The organism is Streptococcus cristatus (genome assembly GCF_008369405.1).
GTDB classification, from domain to species: Bacteria; Bacillota; Bacilli; order Lactobacillales; family Streptococcaceae; genus Streptococcus; species Streptococcus cristatus_G.
In genome coordinates this window covers 84,440-103,434 of record NZ_VSJJ01000003.1, presented here as the reverse complement: position 1 = coordinate 103,434, position 18,995 = coordinate 84,440, and the positions used below count along the sequence as shown (strand labels likewise).

Genomic DNA, 18,995 nt, shown 5'->3' with positions numbered 1-18,995 from the left:
CTGCCTTTCAGGGCAAGAGCATTTAACTTAATCTAAGATTAACGATTTGTCTAGCTTACTTTTCTAAACTGGACAAAAGCGTTAAATTATTGGTTCTCTTTTTTTCGTGTGAATAGAAGCCAGCTAGCAACGAGTGCTAAAAGTCCTGATGTAGCAGCCAAAAGGCTAGTAGATGTACCTGTCTTCGGCAGTTGAGCTGCCTTAGGAGCCTCTGCCTGCTCTGGTAAAACTGTTGTCAAGACTGATTCCTTAGAATGTGCCAGTGGCTCTTGCGCTTTCTGACCTCTTTCAAATTTTTCAGCTTCATCGCTTGGTTTAGCTTGACCCAGCTCTGGTTTTTCGACTTCAACACTTGGTTTTGTCTGACCTAACTCTGGTTTTTGTCCTTCAGTTGCTGGTTCATTTTCCCCTGCCGGCTGATTAGTTTCTGGTAACTGTGGCTGACTTGGTTTCGGAGTTTCTGCTGGATTATCTTGTCCTGGCAAATCACTCTTTTCAACCTTGTAAATCAAAGCATAGTGAGCAAGGTGAGACGCTGTAAAGACAACTGTATCACCGATACGTTCAAAGTCTAGAGGCTGGCCTGGCTGATTATCTACGAAGGAGAGAACTTGCTCGACTTCCTTGCCGGCTTCTACAGGGATTTTAACCAAACTAGTGTGCTGAGTGGCAACATCGTGCCCATCTTTGTCCACTCCTGCCACATCATAAACCTTACCAAGTCTACCACCCAAGGCTTCTTTTTCAGCAGCATTTGGCTCAACAACTGCTACTTTCAAGCCCTTGATTGGAGTTGACTCCTTGTTTGAGAATTGAACTTCCACACCTGTAGATTCATCTACAAATACAGCTGGCTTATCTTCCTGAAGCTGGACAATGAGGGCTTGCAGAGAGGCTTTGGCAGTTTCAAGCGAGTCTGGTGTCACTTCAGCTGAAGCCAATAAGTCTTTATTCTTGTTTAACAAGCTGAGGAGGGCATCGCCTGAAGGATGGTTTGGTTTTTGTTCGAGCAAGGTCTGCGCTTCTTTGCTCAAAGTATCCAATTCAGCCGTCTTATCCGCAAAATTCTTGCGTCCATCCAGAGCCTTAAATGCCTGAGTCAGTTTTGCTAGACTTTCATCGACTTGGTCTTGTGTGCTTGTATCGTGATCTTTTAGAATCTGCTCAGCAGATGCAATTTCCTTGAGCAAGGCTTCTTTGACTTCTGGAGTCGCAAAGCTGAAGTCGACCTTGTTTTGAACAGCCGCTGTTTCTGCTAGCTTTTGTTTCAGATACTCATCGTTCAAGGCTGGTTTTGGTGATACAAAGACATCGTACGTTGTCGTCACACCACGATAGTTGACCGAAATGGTTTGACGGCCTTCTTTGTAACTATCATAGCCTGAAACTTGCACACCTGCTTCATCAAAAGTATGCTCTTCGGTCGTTTCATCATCAAAGACCAGACGGAAACGTCCTCCTGTAGTCTCAAGGCTTTCTCCCACGATATAGTCTGTCTTAGGTTTTTCGATTACTTCTAGGCCTACAGGAGTCTTTTCGCCTGCTTCGCTATGACTAACGACAAAGACCGTCAGCACTTGATCCAGTTTTTGTCCCAGATAGGACAGTTGCAAATGCTGCTCTCCTAGCTTAGATGGATCGTAGCCCGTCACTTCCACCCCACTGTTTGAAAGCTGAACCAATTGGTCTGGCTGACCATCCTTAAAGCTGACACGAATTGTACCGCCTTTCAGTGACAGAGCATCTCCTTGACGATAGACTTTTCTTTCTGGTGCTGTTTCAAACTCAACCTTCGAAATTTCCTTGTCTTCTTTAGGCACTTCAATAGCTAGTACATTACTAATATCTTTACCAGCTACTTGTGAGCGGTAATACAAGAGGCTAGGGAGTTTAGCAAAAGCAAGTGGTTTGAAGATGAGATTGCCATCTTTATCCGCCGTCATAGTTGCAATCGGTTTTGTCGCATCGCTGCTATCATAGAGGGATACTGTCGTCTTAGCTGGAACATCTTTGAAGCCTACTTGGACATGTCCATTTCCAAGAACACGTGCAGCAGCATCTTTCATCGGCACGTTAACTGTTTCCGTATCCAAGCTTTCATACATCTTCCAGTTGTAGATTCGGATTGCCCGCCACGGAGTTCCATTGTCGGCTGTAATGACATCCAAACGCCAGTCTTGTGCTCGAATTGGCTTATCCAAAACAATATCTGACACATGGTCTTTATTGCCACGAACGGCCTTGGCTAATTTCCACTCGCCTGCCTCATCTTTATAATACAGGTCAAAGTCGCGTGTATTCATCTTGCCATCATCGACAGACTCTCCACCTGCCCCAGCATGCTCCATAACCCAGCGAGTCACTGTCCGAGGCTGAGTCAAACGAATATCTACCGTGCCACTGAGTTGGGCAGAAGACCACTTGTCTGACAGACTTGTAATAGTACCATTCAGCATTCCTTCGACACCTTCGCTACTATCCGCATCAGGGAAGGTTGTACCAATCACTTTTGCCCCCAACACCACATTTTCTGCCAAAGGTTTTGGCAAGCTTGTATCAGAAACCTGCATGCCCCAGTCAAAGTCAACTGTACCAGCATCTGAACGCAAGCCATTCTTTCCGACTGCAACGACTTTCAACTCTTGCTTGCTACCCTTGGCACTAGCTGAACGACTCACCTTGGCCAAATAAGCCGATGTGCTAGAGGTTCCTGTTACTAGGCGCCATTGGTCTCCGTCTTTTTCGTAGATTTCGTAGTAATCCGCATCTGCACTGCCTTTAAATTGCAACAAAGCTTCTGCTTCCTGAGCATTTTGAAGACGTTTAGCTTTCACCACCACATCTGAAGGTGCAGCTGGTTTTTCTTGGTTAGAATAAATGGACAATTGGCCTAGGTTAAACTTATAGTCCTTGACATCCTGGTCATGGTCGAAGTACATTTTCACACCATAAATCGTTTTACCAGCCAATGAAGATAAGTCAAAGGTCTCGGTCTTCCAATCCTTGCTTGGACTGAGCTCTTTCCACTCGTACTCAGAATAGTCTGGCTTAGTCGCAAGTGCTACCCAAGTGCTTGTTCCTTGGCCACCCTTATGGGTCAAGGTCAGCTTGGTCTTGTCGCTAACTGGAATCTTGGTCGAGTAGAGCATGACATTCTGGTTGCTATTTGCAGCCAAGTCGCCCTCAAAAGCCAGTGAATTTCCACCGTTATACGCTTCGTCAAAGTCATAGCGTCCTTTGAGCGGTGCACTGCCTTCCGCATGCCGAATCCACCAGCGCCAAGTCGGCAAGAATCCAGACACAGAACGATAGTTCCATTCGCCATCTTTTGAGACTTTCCCGTCTACAAACCAACGTTTTCCGTGTCCTGTATTAAAGGAAGTATTAAAATCAGGCTTGGTGATAGCTGTCTTATCAACCACCAAGTTGGACATCCCATACCAAGATTGGTCTGCTGGTTTACCCTTGCTAGGATCGCCTTGGAAGCCTGTCCAGAAGTAGTTTTCATGAGTATGATAGCCCTCACCTGTCTTACCTAAACCGGTAATCGTATCAGGCGCATACAGACCCAAAGACAAACGAAGTTTGCCATTTTCGTCCAAAATTGCATCCCAGTCCACATTTGTCTTGTAAGAACCACCTTTTTGCAGCTCTATTCCCGCCAAAACATCGTAAGGATCCCGTTTGATCCATTTTGCCGTACTGATGGAATAGTCTGTCTCTGCCTTGCCCCAGTTAAAATTGGCAAAGAAGGTGTCCACTGGATTTTCTCCATTTTTAGGCTGCATAAACTGATAATTATATTCGCCAAGGGCATTTTCATGGTAGCGACCATATTCGTAGGTCATGGCATCATACCAAGAATATTTAACAGGGTAATTCAAAGAACGTGCATATTCTTTAGTATAGAGCAAGAAGTCACGCATTTTGGGACCGAGTGGCTCTACTTGGCTACCTGTCGTTTCCTGGTTGATAAAGTAGCCATCATAGCCATAATATTTAGCCAACTCGACTAATTTACGGGCAATTGGGAAGGTCTTTGAACCTTCAGAATCTTCTTTCAAGGCTTCTGCAAAACGTTCTTGATCCTTAGCACTTGACGACCAATTGAAGAAGAGGGTTCCGTAGATTGGTACACCATTTCTATGAGCCGCATCAATGACATCTGGTGTCGGAACTAAACCATCCCAGTACACCATGGAATGTAGATATTGCCAGTAATCGAAAGCATAGGCCTTAAACTCCTCGCCACCACTGGAAGCATGGTCCTTGGCTTTAGAGTTCATATTGGACAGAGCCTGTACTTTCGCCTCTGGATTGGCTTGTTGGTTGATTTGGTGTCCCTGATAACGCTCAGCCAAAGGCACGCTAGCTCGGTTGATTTCGTCATCTTCACGAGCTCCCGGCTTCCAGTCAAGCAATTCTTGCCAAGTATCAAACTTGATTTCTTTTGGTTTGAGCTTTTTATCTTCTTGGCTTGGTAAGTCCTCTACGACTTTTGTCTCTTTGCTGGCAGGTGTTTCTGCCTTGACTTCTTTTTCGTTGCTAGCTGCTACTTCCTTGCTCTCAGCTACTGGAGCATCAGAGGCAAGAGCTGGCTTTTCAGCTTCAGTCGCTAGACCTTGGACCGCCTCGACAGGTGCTTCACTGACTTTCGTCTCTTCAGCTGCCTCTTCCGTCCGAGCTTCCTCCTTGGCAAGGACGCTAGTAGTCGCTTGTGATGCTGCTGAGCTAGTTTCTTCTGCTAATGCATGACCAGCCCCAAACAGCGCGATTCCTACCAAAACAGAACAAACACCTAAACTTAATTTACGGATACTAAATTTTTGTTTCTTATCAAATTGCATTTTTACCTTAACTCCTTCTCTTCTTTTCTTTTTTCGTGCACTTGCTGCCTCCTCCCTGGTCGCTCCTTTCAAAAGGTAATCGCTTACATTTTTGCATAAAAAAAGAAAGATTCACTTAAAATCATTCTACCTTGCACGAGCTTGCCTTGTCAATTCATTCTATCTTGTCCTATAAATAGAGATTAAATCTCTAAAAATAGTACAAAAAAAGAGAGATAGTCTCTCTTTTCCTTCTTTATTCTCCTTCAAAGACATCTTTCATCTTATCAAAGAAGCCTTTCTTTTTAGGGCTCACTGTGATGTCTCCAGCCGCTGCAAAATCCTTAAGAGCCGCCTTTTGACGGTCATTGAGGCCTGTTGGCGTTACGACATTGACAGTGACATATTGGTCACCTACACTTCCATCGCGTAGATTTGGTGCTCCCTTACCACGCAGACGGAAACGCTTGCCCGTCTGGGTTCCTTCTGGGATTGTCAATTCAACATTTCCATGGACAGTTGGGATTTCCACACTGTCGCCCAGAGCTGCTTGCACAAAGTTGAGGTTGAGCTTGTAGTAAATGGTAGAACCGTCACGTTCAAATTTATCGCTTGGCTCAACGTTCACCACTACATACAAGTCGCCGTAAGGACCGCCATTAAAGCCTGCCTCACCTTGACCCGCCAAGCGAACTCGTTGACCTGTTTCTACACCAGCTGGAATTTTTACATGAACGCTATGCGCTTGCTTTTCGTGTCCTGTTCCATGGCAGGTTTCACATGGACTTTTGATTTCTTGTCCGCGACCGTGACAGACATCACATGTTACTTGACGACGCATCATACCTAGTGGTGTCTGAGTATCGACGTTAATAACACCAGAGCCGTGACAGCGGCCACAAGTTACTGGGCTAGTTCCTGGCTTAGCACCTGAACCATGACAAGTCCGACAGCTAGCTTCACGATTGTATTTAACTTCTTTTTCTGTACCGAAAATAGCTTCTTCAAAGCGGAGATTTACCCGATACTGGAGATCGTCTCCTTGACGCGGAGCGTTTGGATTACGAGTCGCGCCACCGCCAAAGAAGCTAGAAAAGATATCTTCGAAGCCACCAAAACCAGAGCCATCAAAGCCTCCGAAACCGCCTGCACCGCCGCCAAAGCCACCATTGGCACCCGCTGCGCCGTATTGGTCATAGGCAGCCCGCTTTTGCTCATCGCTCAGCGTTTCATAAGCCTCCTGGACTTCCTTATATTTATCTTCCGCCCCAGGCTCTTTATTGATATCTGGGTGATATTTTTTAGATAATTTCCGATAGGCTCTCTTAATCTCATCCTGAGAAGCATTCTTAGAGACACCTAAACGATCATAAAATTCTGTATTGTTCATGATTTAATACCTTACTTCTTACAATATTTCAATATTATATTTCTGCAAATCAATCTTATGCCTTCCTTCGACAAAATTTCCATTTTCATCTTGTCCAAAGAAAAGATCATAGATGGCTCTGCCTGCACGCTTATGTTTACGAGGTTTACCTTGTTTAATAATAGCTTTCAAATCCTTCCCTAAAATTTGGAACTTTATATCTTTCCCATTAACATTTGTTATAAAAATTTGTCTATCTTCGTCTCTCAAATTATCAATAGTATTTTCCGAAAGAGTGAACCAAGTAGTCCATTTTAGATTATCTCTCTTAGCGTCATTTTCATAATTTTTACTATATCGAATATTCTTTTTATCAACTCTTTGTTCTTTAGCAATTTCTGTTTTGATATCCCCTATTGGACTATCTTCAATAGTTTCTTGAACATCAGTACTTTTTCTACCTTCCTGATAAACGTTCTCACCCAAATTATCTTGATCTGGACTATTTTTATCACTTAGAAAACCATAAGAAACAGCTGAAGAATTATCTTGTGTTTTCGAGACTTTTCTATCATTTTCTTTATCTTCTTGATAAACATTCTCATCCAGATTGTCTTGATCTGGACTAGTTTTATCGCTTAGAAAACCATGAGAAATAGCTGAAGAACTATCTTGTGTATTCAAAACTTTTTTATCATTTTCTCTATCTTCTTGATAAACATCCTCATCCAGATTATCTTGGTCTGGACTAGTTTTATCACTTAGAAAACGATAATAGATATCTAAAAATTTATTTCTTGGCTCTGACATATCTTTATTTTTATATGTTTCCTCCAAACTTTCTAGAAAAATTTGTAATTCAACACCAATCGCTCGTTCCTCACCTTTATTTCTATATACCTCTAAAAGTTCATCTATATTTTGTAATAAGTGTAAATCGCTGTTATATTTTGCATCTGTAATCTCTAAATCCGATATTTTCTTATGATGTATCCAAGAATAGACTGCAGCAACACCAACTATCATTGCTACAAAAAATTCAGCTGAAAATATTATAGACAATATCGTAACATTTTGTATTGGATGCCTATCAATACAAATAGAAAAACCAACGTATAGCACTATGAAAGCTAATTCAAAAAGAAGGATTTTCCAATGATTTCTAAAAAGAAGAAAGATTCTTTTCATAACATTATTCTCTCTATTTTACCGAAAAACAGAGGCTGGGTTGCAACCTCTGGATTTCTTCCTATCATTATTACATTTAGACAAAGTACCTTAGTAATTCGTCATTCTTAACGAGTTAGGCTTAACTGAGTTTCGGCTAAAAACTTCGGAAAAAAGATAAGCCATCTTTTGTGCATCGCACAAGGCGATGGCTTCCTATTTTTCTTTCGTTTTCTTAACGCCTCAACATCTTATTTTTCAGTAAACTCTCCGTCTACGACGTCATCGCCTGCGTTTCCTGTTGCTTGTGCTCTTTCTGCTCCTGCTTGGGCTTGTTGAGCCGCAGCTGCTTGCTCATAGAGTTTAACAGCAAGGCCTTGAGCTTTTTCGTTCAACGCTTCGAGTTTTGCTTTCATGTCGTCCAAGTTATTGTCTTCTTGGGCTTTCTTAAGGTCATCAAGGGCAGCTTGAGCAGCATCACGTTCTGCGTCAAAGCCTTTACCTTCAGTTTCCTTGATAGTCTTTTCAGTCGCAAAGATAGCTTGGTCTACTTCGTTACGAAGGTCTACTTCTTCTTTACGTTTCTTATCTGCTTCAGCGTTTGCTTCTGCATCTTTCATCATGCGGTCGATTTCTTCATCCGTCAAACCTGAGTTAGATTGGATGACGATTGTTTGCTCTTTTTGAGTTCCAAGGTCTTTAGCCTTAACAGATACAATACCGTTCTTGTCAATGTCAAATGTTACTTCGATTTGAGGGATTCCACGAGGTGCAGCTGGGATGTCTGTCAATTGGAAACGTCCAAGAGTCTTGTTGTCTGCTGCCATTGGGCGTTCACCTTGAAGAACATGGATATCAACAGCTGGTTGGTTGTCTGCTGCAGTTGAGAAGACTTGTGATTTAGATGTTGGAATTGTTGTGTTGCGCTCGATGAGTTTTGTAAATACTCCACCCATTGTTTCAATACCAAGTGACAATGGTGTTACGTCAAGAAGAACAACGTCTTTGACATCACCAGTGATGACACCACCTTGGATAGCCGCACCCATAGCAACTACTTCGTCAGGGTTCACTGATTTGTTTGGTTCTTTACCAGTTTCAGCTTTCACAGCTTCTACAACGGCTGGGATACGAGTTGAACCACCGACAAGAATCACTTCGTCGATTTCTGACAAGCTCAAACCTGCATCAGAGAGAGCTTGGCGAACTGGAACTTTTGTACGTTCTACAAGATCACGAGTCAAATCGTCAAATTTCGCACGAGTCAAAGTCATTTCCAAGTGGAGAGGACCAGCAGCACCCGCAGTGATGAATGGCAAGCTGATTTGAGTTGAAGTCACACCAGAAAGATCTTTCTTAGCTTTTTCAGCTGCATCTTTCAAACGTTGAAGCGCCATCTTGTCGTTTGACAAGTCGATACCATTTTCTTTCTTGAATTCTGCTACCAAGTAGTCGATAATCTTTTGGTCAAAGTCGTCACCACCGAGTTTGTTATCCCCTGCAGTTGCCAATACATCAAAAACACCGTCACCGAGTTCAAGGATAGACACGTCGAATGTACCACCACCAAGGTCGAATACCAAGATTTTTTCTTCTTTGTCAGTCTTATCCAAACCGTAAGCAAGAGCTGCTGCTGTTGGTTCGTTAACGATACGTTCTACTTCAAGACCAGCGATTTTACCAGCGTCTTTTGTTGCTTGACGTTGGGCATCGTTAAAGTAAGCTGGAACTGTGATAACAGCCTTAGTTACTTTTTCACCAAGGTATTCTTCAGCATAACCTTTCAAGTATTGAAGGATCATAGCTGAGATTTCTTGTGGAGTGTATTCTTTACCGTTTGCAGAAACTTTTTCAGAAGTACCCATCTTAGATTTGATAGAGATAACAGTATCTGGGTTTGTCACTGCTTGACGTTTTGCAGCATCACCAACGATGATTTCACCGTTTTTGAATGAAACTACAGATGGAGTTGTGCGGTTTCCTTCTGGATTTGCGATGATTTTGCTTTCAGTTCCTTCAAGAACTGCTACTGCTGAGTTTGTTGTACCTAAGTCAATACCGATAATTTTAGACATGTGTTTTTCTCCTTAAATTTTATATTCTATTTTCTTTTTGATACTCTTCTTAGGTGGCGGCGCCGTCAGAGCTTGACTCGTCAATCTCTTTGACTAAACTTTGAGCCTAAGATCTCAAAGTTTGCGCAAATAACGCCACGGCGAAGAGTATCGTCTTTAGTTCGCTTCGCTCACTATTGCAAAACTGAACTACTTTTTTATCTTTCTTTCATAGTTTATTGTCGTTTCGGACAAGAGAAACTACCCTTTTTCTGCTTTAGCAATCCCACTTGTCCTAATGTAAGCCTTATGCCCACAGTGAGGACAAGACAGCCATTCATCATCTCTATTAGGATAATCGTCCATATACACAGAGACATTCACACTGCCACCGCATTCATCACAGGTATTCTCTCCTTGATAATAACGTTGTGCAGTCTTACGATATTCTTCATTCTGCTTCTTATTTTTTTCAAAAATATCTAACATATCTTACCTCCTAGTTATATACCACTACCATGGCTGGTCTCAGGATGCGGTCATGGAGTTTGTAGCCTTTTTGGAAGACTTGGGCAATGGTATCTACTGGATGCTCGTCATCTGCTGGAACGGTTTGGATGGCCATGTGATAGTTATGGTCAAATGCTCCGTCAGCTGAGATTTCTTCGATGCCCTCTTCTTTGAGAGCATGAATCAAACTTTCCTGTACCATTTCCAGTCCTTTTTTGACATCATCTGTCAATCCTTCAACGGCAAGAGCACGCTCAAGGTTGTCCAAAGAAGGTAAGATTGCTTTCGCTAGATCTTGACTACGATAGCGTTGCAAGAGCTGACGTTCTTCATTGGCACGGCGTTGGATGTTCTGCATTTCTGCATGAGCGCGAAGGTATTTATTTTCAAAGTCTTCTGCACGCTCATTTGCTAGTTCTAGTTCTGATTTTTCGGGAGTAGTTTCATCCGCTTCTTTAGCGGTTTCTACCTTTTCTTCTGTAGTTTCTATAGTTTCTACAGTAGCTTCTACCACTTCCTCTTCTTTTACTTCTTCGTTTTTTATTTCCTCAGACATTTTTCGCCTCCTTTTTAGGAATTTATGTAATTTCATGTTCAACTCACCTCATAATGATTGCTACTCAAATAGCGGTAGAAATCTGTGAGTTTCATCGTCAAGACTCGATTGACAACATTGAGTTGACTGACCACCTTTTGGTAATCCAGATTGACTGGACCTACCACTGCCAGCATACCAAAGCCTCGATAGGGAATTAAAAACTTGCTGGAAATCAAGGTTAGATTGGCCAGACAGTCCTCTTGACTAGCTGCGACACGGACATTTTGCATCTGATCCTCAGCTAGACTATCACGGATTTCAAAAGCCACCTTCTGACGATCATCAAAGAACTGATAAGCCTCAAGATCCGCAAAACGTAACAATTGAACTTTGCCCGCTACAGCTACTTTTTCCGAAAACATCTGAGCAAAAATATGCTCAAAGAGATCGAGAACATTGTCCGTCGTCGTAAAGTAACGCTGGATAATCTGCGGAATCTCCGTCCGAATCTTGTAGTGGATATTTAAGACCGTCTGTCCCAAAAAGCGCTCCTGAATCATATCCCTCAAGCGCAGTAGGTCATCCTGGAGAAAATTCCTAGGGATCATGAACTGACTGGTCAGGGTATTGGACTCATCCAGAGTAAAGACCGCTAAGGCTGCATGCTGACTGAGAACCACGATATCAAAAGCTGTCAGTCGCTGCCGACTAGGCTCGACATCAAGGGCTACAACCGTGCAATCACTCAACTCTGCCAAGACATCTGCCGCCCGCTGCAAGATATCCTCCAGCTTGAAAAACTCTTGATCGAAGGCCTTGACGACCTCGTAGAGCTCATTTTCCGCCAGCTGGTCAAAGGACAAGGAATGCCGGACGAAATACTGGAAACCAGCGACACTGGGCTTGCGACCACTTGATGTATGGGCCTTTTCCAGTAGCCCTTCCTTTTCCAAGGCTGCCATGTCATTCCGAATAGTGGCACTCGAAGACTGGATAGACTCTTGCAAGGCTTTAGAACCGACAGGCTCCTGCGTCTTGGTAAAGATATCAATGATTAGATTTAAAATCTCATTTTGGCGTTCTGTTACCAAGGACCTCACCTCTCTTTAGAAAATTCCAGCCACTGGCGAGATTTTATTTTTTATATTTAGCACTCTAATACATCAAGTGCTAAACCATGATTCTATTATACACTCTTAAAAATGAATGTCAAGACAAAAAACTAAAAAATTAGCACTCTTTTTGCAAGAGTGCTAAAAATCAGTCTCAAGTCCTAGAAATCTTTATTAGATAGGATTCATTTTACAATTCTTTTGATGAGCTTTAAGCTTTTTCATAGCCCAATCATAGTGGCTGGATGTAGCGCTGACAAAATAAGAACCCAAGGTCGTTCCGCCCGTCCATCTATAAACTCCCTTAGAAAACAATTCTTCATCGGTCAAGGTTGCGGCTAGGTCTAGGACAGCTCTATGTGAACTAGCCAGCAAAGAACTTGCCTCCTCAAGAGAGGTTTGCTGGTGCTTTTCCCAAAATGCGACATTCATATCACCATAGGTTCTCCAATTGTAGGGAGCAGGCAGAAAGGACTTCTCTTCTCCTCTTTGATTGGCCTCTACCCAGTTGAGCAGCAGTTGGTGCCACTCATAAAGATGGATTAAGACATCCCTCAGATTCCGATCACGCTTCCAGTGGGCCTCTTTCTTTTTCTCATCCTTTGAAAAATCAAAGGGCCTTGCCAACTCCTCCGCTGTCATGTTCGAAATGAGCAGATTGAGTTTTTCGAAATTTTCTGTAGCTGCAGCCAGCAAATCGTTTTTTGTTACAGGTCTTGGCATGTTACATTCCTCCTATCTGACAGCATACCTTAAGATGATTTTCAACTTTTCTTCAGCTGTCCTATTTTTGTTGCTCAAGTAAATCTCTCTGTGAACTTGGTCGCATCTCTCTAGTCCCAAGCTGCTTGCTAGCTCGTCCATTTTTTCAAAAGAGGCAGGCTCACTGTCATAACTTCCTATGTGTAAGACCTGAATGGCTCGCTCCTCTGGCAAGCTTTGCCAACGGATGTCGTCATAGAGGAGATTGGGCTTTTTCTTGCGGACATTCTCAAGCGCCACTGTAAACATATCCTGAGTGATGACATTGGGCTGCTGAATCATGAGCTGATAGCGAAGCTGACTTTTATCGAAGCCTTCCACAGCAGCTTTTTCCCATATCCCCTCCAAAGGATAAACTGTGAAATCCTTCACCTTATCCTCCGCCTCATCTTTCATCATGGATTTAAAGAGCATTTTTATGGAATAAGCCAGTGAATAAAGGGCAGGTACCCGCTCGGAGAAATCCGCTTCATTAGGATCGCCCGCTCCTTCGATCACAATGAACTGTTGACTTGGCACCTCTACCAGCTCTGGCTTTTGCTTGGCTCCATAAAGGCCTTTCTCTCTCTTTCTCCATTCATATTTCATCTTGCTACCTCCTTTTCTCTTCTTACTATTAGTATACAAGAAGATACCTGACACCCTATGTCAAGTTTTATATTTTTTTGCCAGCTGGTGAATCATTTCTTTCATTTTCACTCGGATTTCGGGCGGATCTAGGACCTCCACAGCGTCTGCAAAGGACAGGATGTAACTATATAGACGCTGGTCATTGGGAATTTCTATTTCTGTATACAGATTTCCTTCGGCATCTGTCCGAATGTCTCCGCCTAATTCGTCATAAACCCTGAAGGCCACTTTGCGATCAAACTTGACTGCCAGTTTAATGGTATTTTCGTAGGCCAGTTCTTTTTCCAAGACGACATCTTCAAAGCTGTCCTCAAACCTTTCCTCCAGCCGCTCCAGATTTTTCATCCGAGATAGCTTAAAATACCTGAATTCCTGTCGCAAGAGGCAGAAAGCATAGAGATACCAATTCTGACTTTTAAAGAACAAGCGCACAGGCTTGACACGACGGCTTGTTTCCTGTCCATCGCTAGCCAAGTAAGAAAAAGAAACAAGGTGCTTGCCTAGAATCGCAGTTCTCAATTGATGAAAGATATCTTCATATGCCTTATCGTTTTGCCAGTGATTAAAATCGATTTCGATCCAGTTGGAATTTTTGACTTGAAATAGCGCCGAAAGCTTTGTAAGCAGGTCATTCTGGTAAAGCTGACTGGTGCTTTCCAGACCTTGCAGGGCAGCCATGATCTGCTCTTTCTCCTCCGCTGTCAGCAAGGACTTCCGCAAGACAAAATCCTCTGCGATTTCTATGCCGCCACCCTTCCCTTGCGTGGTATAAATCGGAATCCCAGCGCTGCTTAGAGAGTCCACGTCTCGATAAATAGTCCGAACCGAAACTTCGAATTTCTCGGCTAGCTCCATCGCAGTCACTTTCCCTCTCTCCAAAATATAGTACAATATCCGAAATAGTCGATTATTCTGCATGCTTGCTTCTTCTCCTCTTCCTATTATACAATACTTGCCATATCGTGTCATATTTAGGCGGATTAGACCTAGGATAAGCTGAAATGAAAAAGGATAAATGCTGACCATTCATCCTTTTAGTAATTAGAAACCTTATTTTCAATAGATGTCGTTTGTTTTTGCATCCATGATCACTGCTAAACTTTACCATTATTTCCTGTAACTGGAGCCAAGGTTGGCAGCGCCACTCCTTCTTTTAGCAGGGCTTCATGGTAGAGCCTATAAAAAATATGATAGATACTGGTCTGCATGCCACCCCCTACTGTCAAGCTGACCCGAAAATTAAACTGGCCGTTAGCAGTCATCTGCGGTCCTAGAATATCAGGCTCCTTCATAATCTCTGGATGCTCTGGCACGGCTTCCTGATTGACAGCAGCAATAATCCGATAAATCTCATCCAAATCCGTCTCAGCATAGATAGGAATATCAATCAAAACCCGCATATCGCCACGAGAAAGATTGCTGACAACGGTAATATTTCGGTTGGGCACAAAGTGAAGAGTTCCGTCCGCATCACGTACCTGGGTAGTCCGAATTCCGACGCTGACAACGGTTCCTGCAATCTTGATAGCGCCATTGGTCAAGCGAACATTGTCCCCTACATCCAACTGACGCTCTAAGAGAATAAAGAAACCGTTGACCAGATCAGACAGAAAGCCCTGCGCACCCATCCCAATGGCGACACCGGCAATCCCTGCCCCAGCCAAAAGACTTGAGACCGGCATGCCCAAAATGGATAAAATCCAGTAGAACAAAAGAAAATAAAGAGCATAATTGAGCAAATTCTCAATCAGACGTGTAATGGTCTTTTGCCGAGCCTCATCCTGCCGAGATAATTTCAAAGATGGCGCAATCAGTCTAGTCACAAAGAGATGGAGAATTTTCTTAGCCACCCAAAATAGTAAACACAAAAAGACCAAGGAGACGAATTTCGAAAACACATCATCCAGAATAGCTGACCAGTCAAATTGCTGGAAATAGCGCGTAAAAACATTCCCATTAGCTGTCATTCTTTCCTCCTATGAGATACAAAAATCTTATTCATTATACCACAAAGGGCGACAGATAGGCATCAAAGCATCCTTATTCCGCATAGTGAATACTAAAAAACATTGATTTTATACGACCTCTAGCGTGTAATGGAAAGCAGTTTATTTTAGAAAGGAATCTACTATGTTTCATCGAATTCTTTCTGCTTGGAATCGTGCCAACCTTATCAAACGGATTTCTATCGGGATTGTCACAGGCGCCTTGCTGGCTCTCATCTTCCCACAAGCCAGCGCCATTAGCCTACTGGGACAAATCTTTGTCGGCGGTCTAAAAGCTATCGCACCATTGCTCGTTTTCACCCTCGTTGCCAATGCTCTCTCAGCACCAAAAAGGGCAGAAAAGCAATATGAAAATCGTCATTATCCTTTATCTAATAGGAACTTTTGCGGCTGCCCTTGTCGCTGTCCTCGCCAACTATATCTTTCCTGTGACCATTGAGCTGACCGCAGCCAACTCGGAAGTTAGTCCACCGGAAGGCATCGGCCAAGTTTTGAGCAATCTCCTTCTCAGCCTTGTCGATAATCCAATCAACGCCCTGATCAAGGCTAATTATATCGGGATTCTGTCTTGGACAGCTGTCTTTGGGGTGGCCATACGAGAAGCCAGTCAGAATAGCAAAGAACTCTTGAAAACACTGGCAGATATTACTTCAAAGATTGTCGAATGGATTATCAATCTGGCTCCCTTTGGTATTTTAAGGCTGGTATACACGACCATTTCTGGCAAAGGATTTGAGGCGCTCAAGAGCTACGGCATGCTTCTGCTCCTACTATTGACTTCCATGGCTCTTGTCGCTCTGGTCGTCAATCCCTTGATCGCCTCCATCGTTCTTCGAAAAAATCCTTATCCACTGGTTTGGCGTTGCTTAAAAGTCAGTGGCGTCACTGCCTTTTTCACCCGTAGTTCTGCTGCCAATATCCCTGTTAATATGAAACTTTGTCGAGATTTGGGCCTCAATCCTGAAACCTACTCGGTCTCTATCCCACTCGGTTCAACCATCAACATGGCAGGAGCAGCGGTGACAATCAATACGCTGACCCTCGCAGCAGCCAATACACTGGGCATTCAGGTGGACTTTGGAACAGCCTTTGTGCTCAGTATCGTTGCGGCCATTTCCGCCTGCGGGGCTTCTGGAGTGGCTGGAGGCTCACTTCTCCTGATTCCTGTGGCTTGTAGCCTCTTTGGCATCCCAAACGATCTGGCTATGCAAGTCGTCAGCGTTGGCTTTGTCATCGGCGTCATCCAAGACTCTTGCGAAACTGCCCTCAACTCATCCACAGACGTGCTTTTTACAGCTACTGCTGAAATGAGCACCTGGCCCAAGGAAAAACGTTATTAAACAAAGCGCTGAGGCTGGGACAAAAGTCCTAGCCTCTCAATTGTCTTTGGATTGTCGAGCAAGACGCAGTGGTTGAGTGGACTCTACTACGCTGATTTCATCAGCCTTTACAGCCCTACTCAACTGCGCGGAGGTAGGACGACGAAATCGAATTCTAACGAATTACCGATTTCTGTCCCACTCTCAGTTTTTTATTTTGTCCTACGAGATACTTTCCTCACTCTTTCCTTAAAGAAGATTTAACTTTTTCTTAAAGATAACTGATATCAGCTAGCTTTAAGCCGCAATCTGTATACTTTCTACAAATCATCTAAGAAAGAGGTATGGATATGGACTATCTAGTGATTCCGGCTTACGAGCCCGATTATAATTTGATTAAACTGATTCAAAAAATTCAGAGCAAGAGTGATTTTCATATCATTGTTATCGATGACGGTAGCTCAGCCAAGCGCCAGACAGTCTTTGAGCTGGCGGAGCAGTATGCGACTGTCCTCCATCACGAAAACAATCAAGGCAAGGGGCAAGCACTAAAAACCGCCTTCACCCACATCCAGTCTCTAGGTCAATACGGAACGGTCATCACAGCGGATGCGGATGGCCAGCACAAGGTCTGGGATATTTTCCGCGTGGCAACCAAGGCTGCCAAAAATCCCAATCGGCTGATTCTGGGAGCACGCGCCTTTACTGGCAAGGTGCCTCTGCGCAGCCGATTCGGTAACAGTCTGACTCGGGCTCTCTTCAAGCTTCAGACTGGGGTGAGGGTCTCCGATACGCAGACCGGTTTACGGGCTTTTACGACCAATATGATTCCCTTTATGCTGAAGATAGAAGGACAGCGCTATGAATATGAAATGAACATGCTCTTAGAAGCCAGCAAGGAATATCCCATTTTGGAAGTGCCCATTGAGACTGTCTATATCAATGACAATGAAGGCTCGCACTTCCGGCCTGTTAGAGATGGGCTCATGATTTATAAAAATATTTTCAAATTTGCCCTGACTTCCCTCGGCAGCTTTATCGTTGACTACATCGTCTACGCACTGGCTCTCTTGTTTTTAACTGCTGTGCCGACCAGCCTGAGAATTCTTCTAGCTAACGGAATTGCCCGCGTGACCAGCTCAATCTTTAACTATTCGACCAATAAAAAGCTGGTCTTTAAGAACGACGATAGTATACTCAAGACAGGAACCGGCTATTTCAGCCTAGCTGTAATGCTCTTTATCTTAGATACACTGCTAATTCGCCTCTTCTATGCTGTCTTTGGGCTCAATCTTCTGCTTGCCAAGATTATCGTCGGACTGCTACTCTTCACCATCTCTTGGATGGTCCAAAAGAGATTTATTTTTAAGGAAAGGACACACACAGCATCATGAAATTTTTAAAGAAACGCTATGCCTATGCCTCCATTTTCGGGCTGTTTCTGACAGCTTCTTTCAGCTACTCCATGCTGAAAACCTTCGTCATCGCAGAGACCATTTCCACGGTTTCAAGCGCAAGTTCGTCGTCCAATGCCGAGGCTGCCAGCAAGGCTGCTGAGACAGCAACAGTGACGGATACCAGCTATTCAGATGACAACATCTCGGTCACGCTAACTGAAAAGACCGTCAGCAACACCCAAGTCTACGTTGCCGATGTGACCGTCAGCTCATCGGAATACCTGAAAACGGCCTTTGCCCAAAATACCTACGGAACCAATGTCACCGCCAAAACTTCGGAAACGGCCGCCAACAACAACGCTATCCTAGCGGTTAACGGCGACTACTATGGAGCCAACACAACTGGCTATGTCATCCGCAATGGCGTCGTCTACCGCGATACCGTCCGAGAAGACTCCAGCAATGGTGATTTAGCTATTTACAAAGACGGCTCCTTTAAGATTATCTATGAAGATCAAGTCTCTGCCGATCAACTGGTCAAAGACGGTGTGGTCAATCTCTTGGCCTTCGGCCCATCTCTTGTAGAAAATGGTGAGATTGTCGTGAATACCAAGTCCGAAGTCGGCCAGTCCATGGCTTCCAATCCGCGGACAGCTATCGGTATCATTGATGAAAACCACTATATCATCATCGTTTCAGACGGACGCACTTCAGAAAGTCAGGGACTTTCCCTCTATGAAATGGCTGAAGTCATGAAATCTTATGGCGTCAAGACTGCCTACAACCTTGACGGCGGCGGCTCCTCTACACTTTACTTCAACGGTCAGGTCATCAACAAGCCTACCACCAACGGAAATATTTCAGAAAGGGCGGTGAGCGACATTGTCTACATCGGTTACTAATCCCAGCAAAAAACGTTTCAAAAAAACTGCTGTTTCCTACATCCTGCTAACGATTTTCTTCTTTGCTTTCAGCAGAATCTATGAAACCTCCAGCTTCGGGGGAACATCTGTCCACATGCACTATCTCTTTGCCCTTCCTCTAGCGGGCGGTATCCTCCTCCTGCTCTTCATGAAAATGATTCCCAACCTCTCTCGGCTCAGCCTCAACCTCTGGAACTCAGCTGTAGCCATCATGACAGCCGGCATGCTCTTCCGTGGTATCGTCAATCTCTCTGGACGCTCCACGACACTGGATATGCCCTACTGGTATATAGGAGCAGCCTTTGCGGCTCTAGCTCTATTCTCCATGGTCTTTACGCGCAGTGTGTGGGGAAATAAAGAAACCAGCTCAATGTCCTAATCT

Annotated in this window: 14 protein-coding genes and 1 pseudogene; 4 read left to right on the top strand and 11 right to left on the bottom strand. The window is 43.9% G+C overall.

The features are described from left to right. Positions 1-86: 86 nt before the first annotated feature. The 11 genes from FXF62_RS04325 to FXF62_RS04275 all read right to left on the bottom strand — a co-directional run bounded on the left by FXF62_RS04325 (position 87) and on the right by FXF62_RS04275 (position 14,935). A complete protein-coding gene (locus FXF62_RS04325; RefSeq protein WP_149517794.1) occupies positions 87-4,847 on the bottom strand; it encodes an endo-beta-N-acetylglucosaminidase in 4,761 nt (1,586 codons plus the stop codon). A gap of 235 nt (positions 4,848-5,082) precedes the next feature. Next, positions 5,083-6,216, bottom strand: a complete 1,134-nt coding sequence (dnaJ, locus tag FXF62_RS04320; protein ID WP_045497925.1) for a molecular chaperone DnaJ — start codon at positions 6,214-6,216, stop codon at positions 5,083-5,085. A gap of 18 nt (positions 6,217-6,234) precedes the next feature. Then, entirely contained in the window at positions 6,235-7,383 is a 1,149-nt protein-coding gene (locus tag FXF62_RS04315) for a hypothetical protein (RefSeq protein ID WP_149517793.1), read from the bottom strand. Positions 7,384-7,613: 230 nt separating this feature from the next. Then, positions 7,614-9,437 (bottom strand): molecular chaperone DnaK, encoded by a 1,824-nt coding sequence (dnaK, locus tag FXF62_RS04310; RefSeq protein ID WP_149517792.1) that lies wholly within the window; start codon positions 9,435-9,437, stop codon positions 7,614-7,616. Positions 9,438-9,677: 240 nt separating this feature from the next. Next, the gene (locus FXF62_RS04305; protein ID WP_019788051.1) at positions 9,678-9,905 is read right to left on the bottom strand and encodes a hypothetical protein; all 228 of its coding nucleotides are present in this window, start codon (positions 9,903-9,905) and stop codon (positions 9,678-9,680) included. A 10-nt stretch (positions 9,906-9,915) separates the two neighbouring features. Then, positions 9,916-10,482 carry a nucleotide exchange factor GrpE gene (grpE, locus tag FXF62_RS04300; protein WP_149517791.1) on the bottom strand — a complete coding sequence of 189 codons (567 nt, stop codon included), beginning with the start codon at positions 10,480-10,482 and terminating at the stop codon, positions 9,916-9,918. Positions 10,483-10,520: 38 nt separating this feature from the next. Beyond that, on the bottom strand, positions 10,521-11,555 hold the full coding sequence (gene hrcA, locus FXF62_RS04295) for a heat-inducible transcriptional repressor HrcA (protein WP_149517790.1): 1,035 nt from the start codon (positions 11,553-11,555) through the stop codon (positions 10,521-10,523). A gap of 195 nt (positions 11,556-11,750) precedes the next feature. Then, the gene (locus FXF62_RS04290) at positions 11,751-12,299 is read right to left on the bottom strand and encodes a ClbS/DfsB family four-helix bundle protein (protein ID WP_149517789.1); all 549 of its coding nucleotides are present in this window, start codon (positions 12,297-12,299) and stop codon (positions 11,751-11,753) included. A gap of 12 nt (positions 12,300-12,311) precedes the next feature. Further along, complete coding sequence (locus tag FXF62_RS04285) at positions 12,312-12,926, bottom strand: GyrI-like domain-containing protein (protein ID WP_149517788.1); 615 nt, start codon at positions 12,924-12,926, stop codon at positions 12,312-12,314. Positions 12,927-12,986: 60 nt separating this feature from the next. Beyond that, positions 12,987-13,886, bottom strand: a complete 900-nt coding sequence (locus tag FXF62_RS04280) for a helix-turn-helix transcriptional regulator (RefSeq protein WP_149517787.1) — start codon at positions 13,884-13,886, stop codon at positions 12,987-12,989. A gap of 176 nt (positions 13,887-14,062) precedes the next feature. Further along, a complete protein-coding gene (locus FXF62_RS04275) occupies positions 14,063-14,935 on the bottom strand; it encodes a mechanosensitive ion channel family protein (protein WP_149517786.1) in 873 nt (290 codons plus the stop codon). 163 nt (positions 14,936-15,098) lie between these two features. On the opposite strand from FXF62_RS04275, the pseudogene sstT reads away from it, so the two are divergent. The 4 genes and pseudogenes from sstT (at position 15,099) to FXF62_RS04250 (ending at position 18,992) form a co-directional block, all read left to right on the top strand. Beyond that, positions 15,099-16,314 (top strand): annotated as a pseudogene (gene sstT, locus FXF62_RS04270) (serine/threonine transporter SstT). A 323-nt stretch (positions 16,315-16,637) separates the two neighbouring features. Beyond that, positions 16,638-17,687 carry a bifunctional glycosyltransferase family 2/GtrA family protein gene (locus tag FXF62_RS04260; RefSeq protein ID WP_149517785.1) on the top strand — a complete coding sequence of 350 codons (1,050 nt, stop codon included), beginning with the start codon at positions 16,638-16,640 and terminating at the stop codon, positions 17,685-17,687. Next, positions 17,684-18,592, top strand: coding sequence for a phosphodiester glycosidase family protein (locus FXF62_RS04255; RefSeq protein WP_149517784.1), 909 nt, complete (start codon positions 17,684-17,686; stop codon positions 18,590-18,592). Before FXF62_RS04260 ends, FXF62_RS04255 begins: the two co-directional genes overlap by 4 nt. Continuing rightward, the gene (locus FXF62_RS04250; RefSeq protein ID WP_149517783.1) at positions 18,573-18,992 is read left to right on the top strand and encodes a hypothetical protein; all 420 of its coding nucleotides are present in this window, start codon (positions 18,573-18,575) and stop codon (positions 18,990-18,992) included. Before FXF62_RS04255 ends, FXF62_RS04250 begins: the two co-directional genes overlap by 20 nt. Positions 18,993-18,995 lie beyond the last annotated feature (3 nt).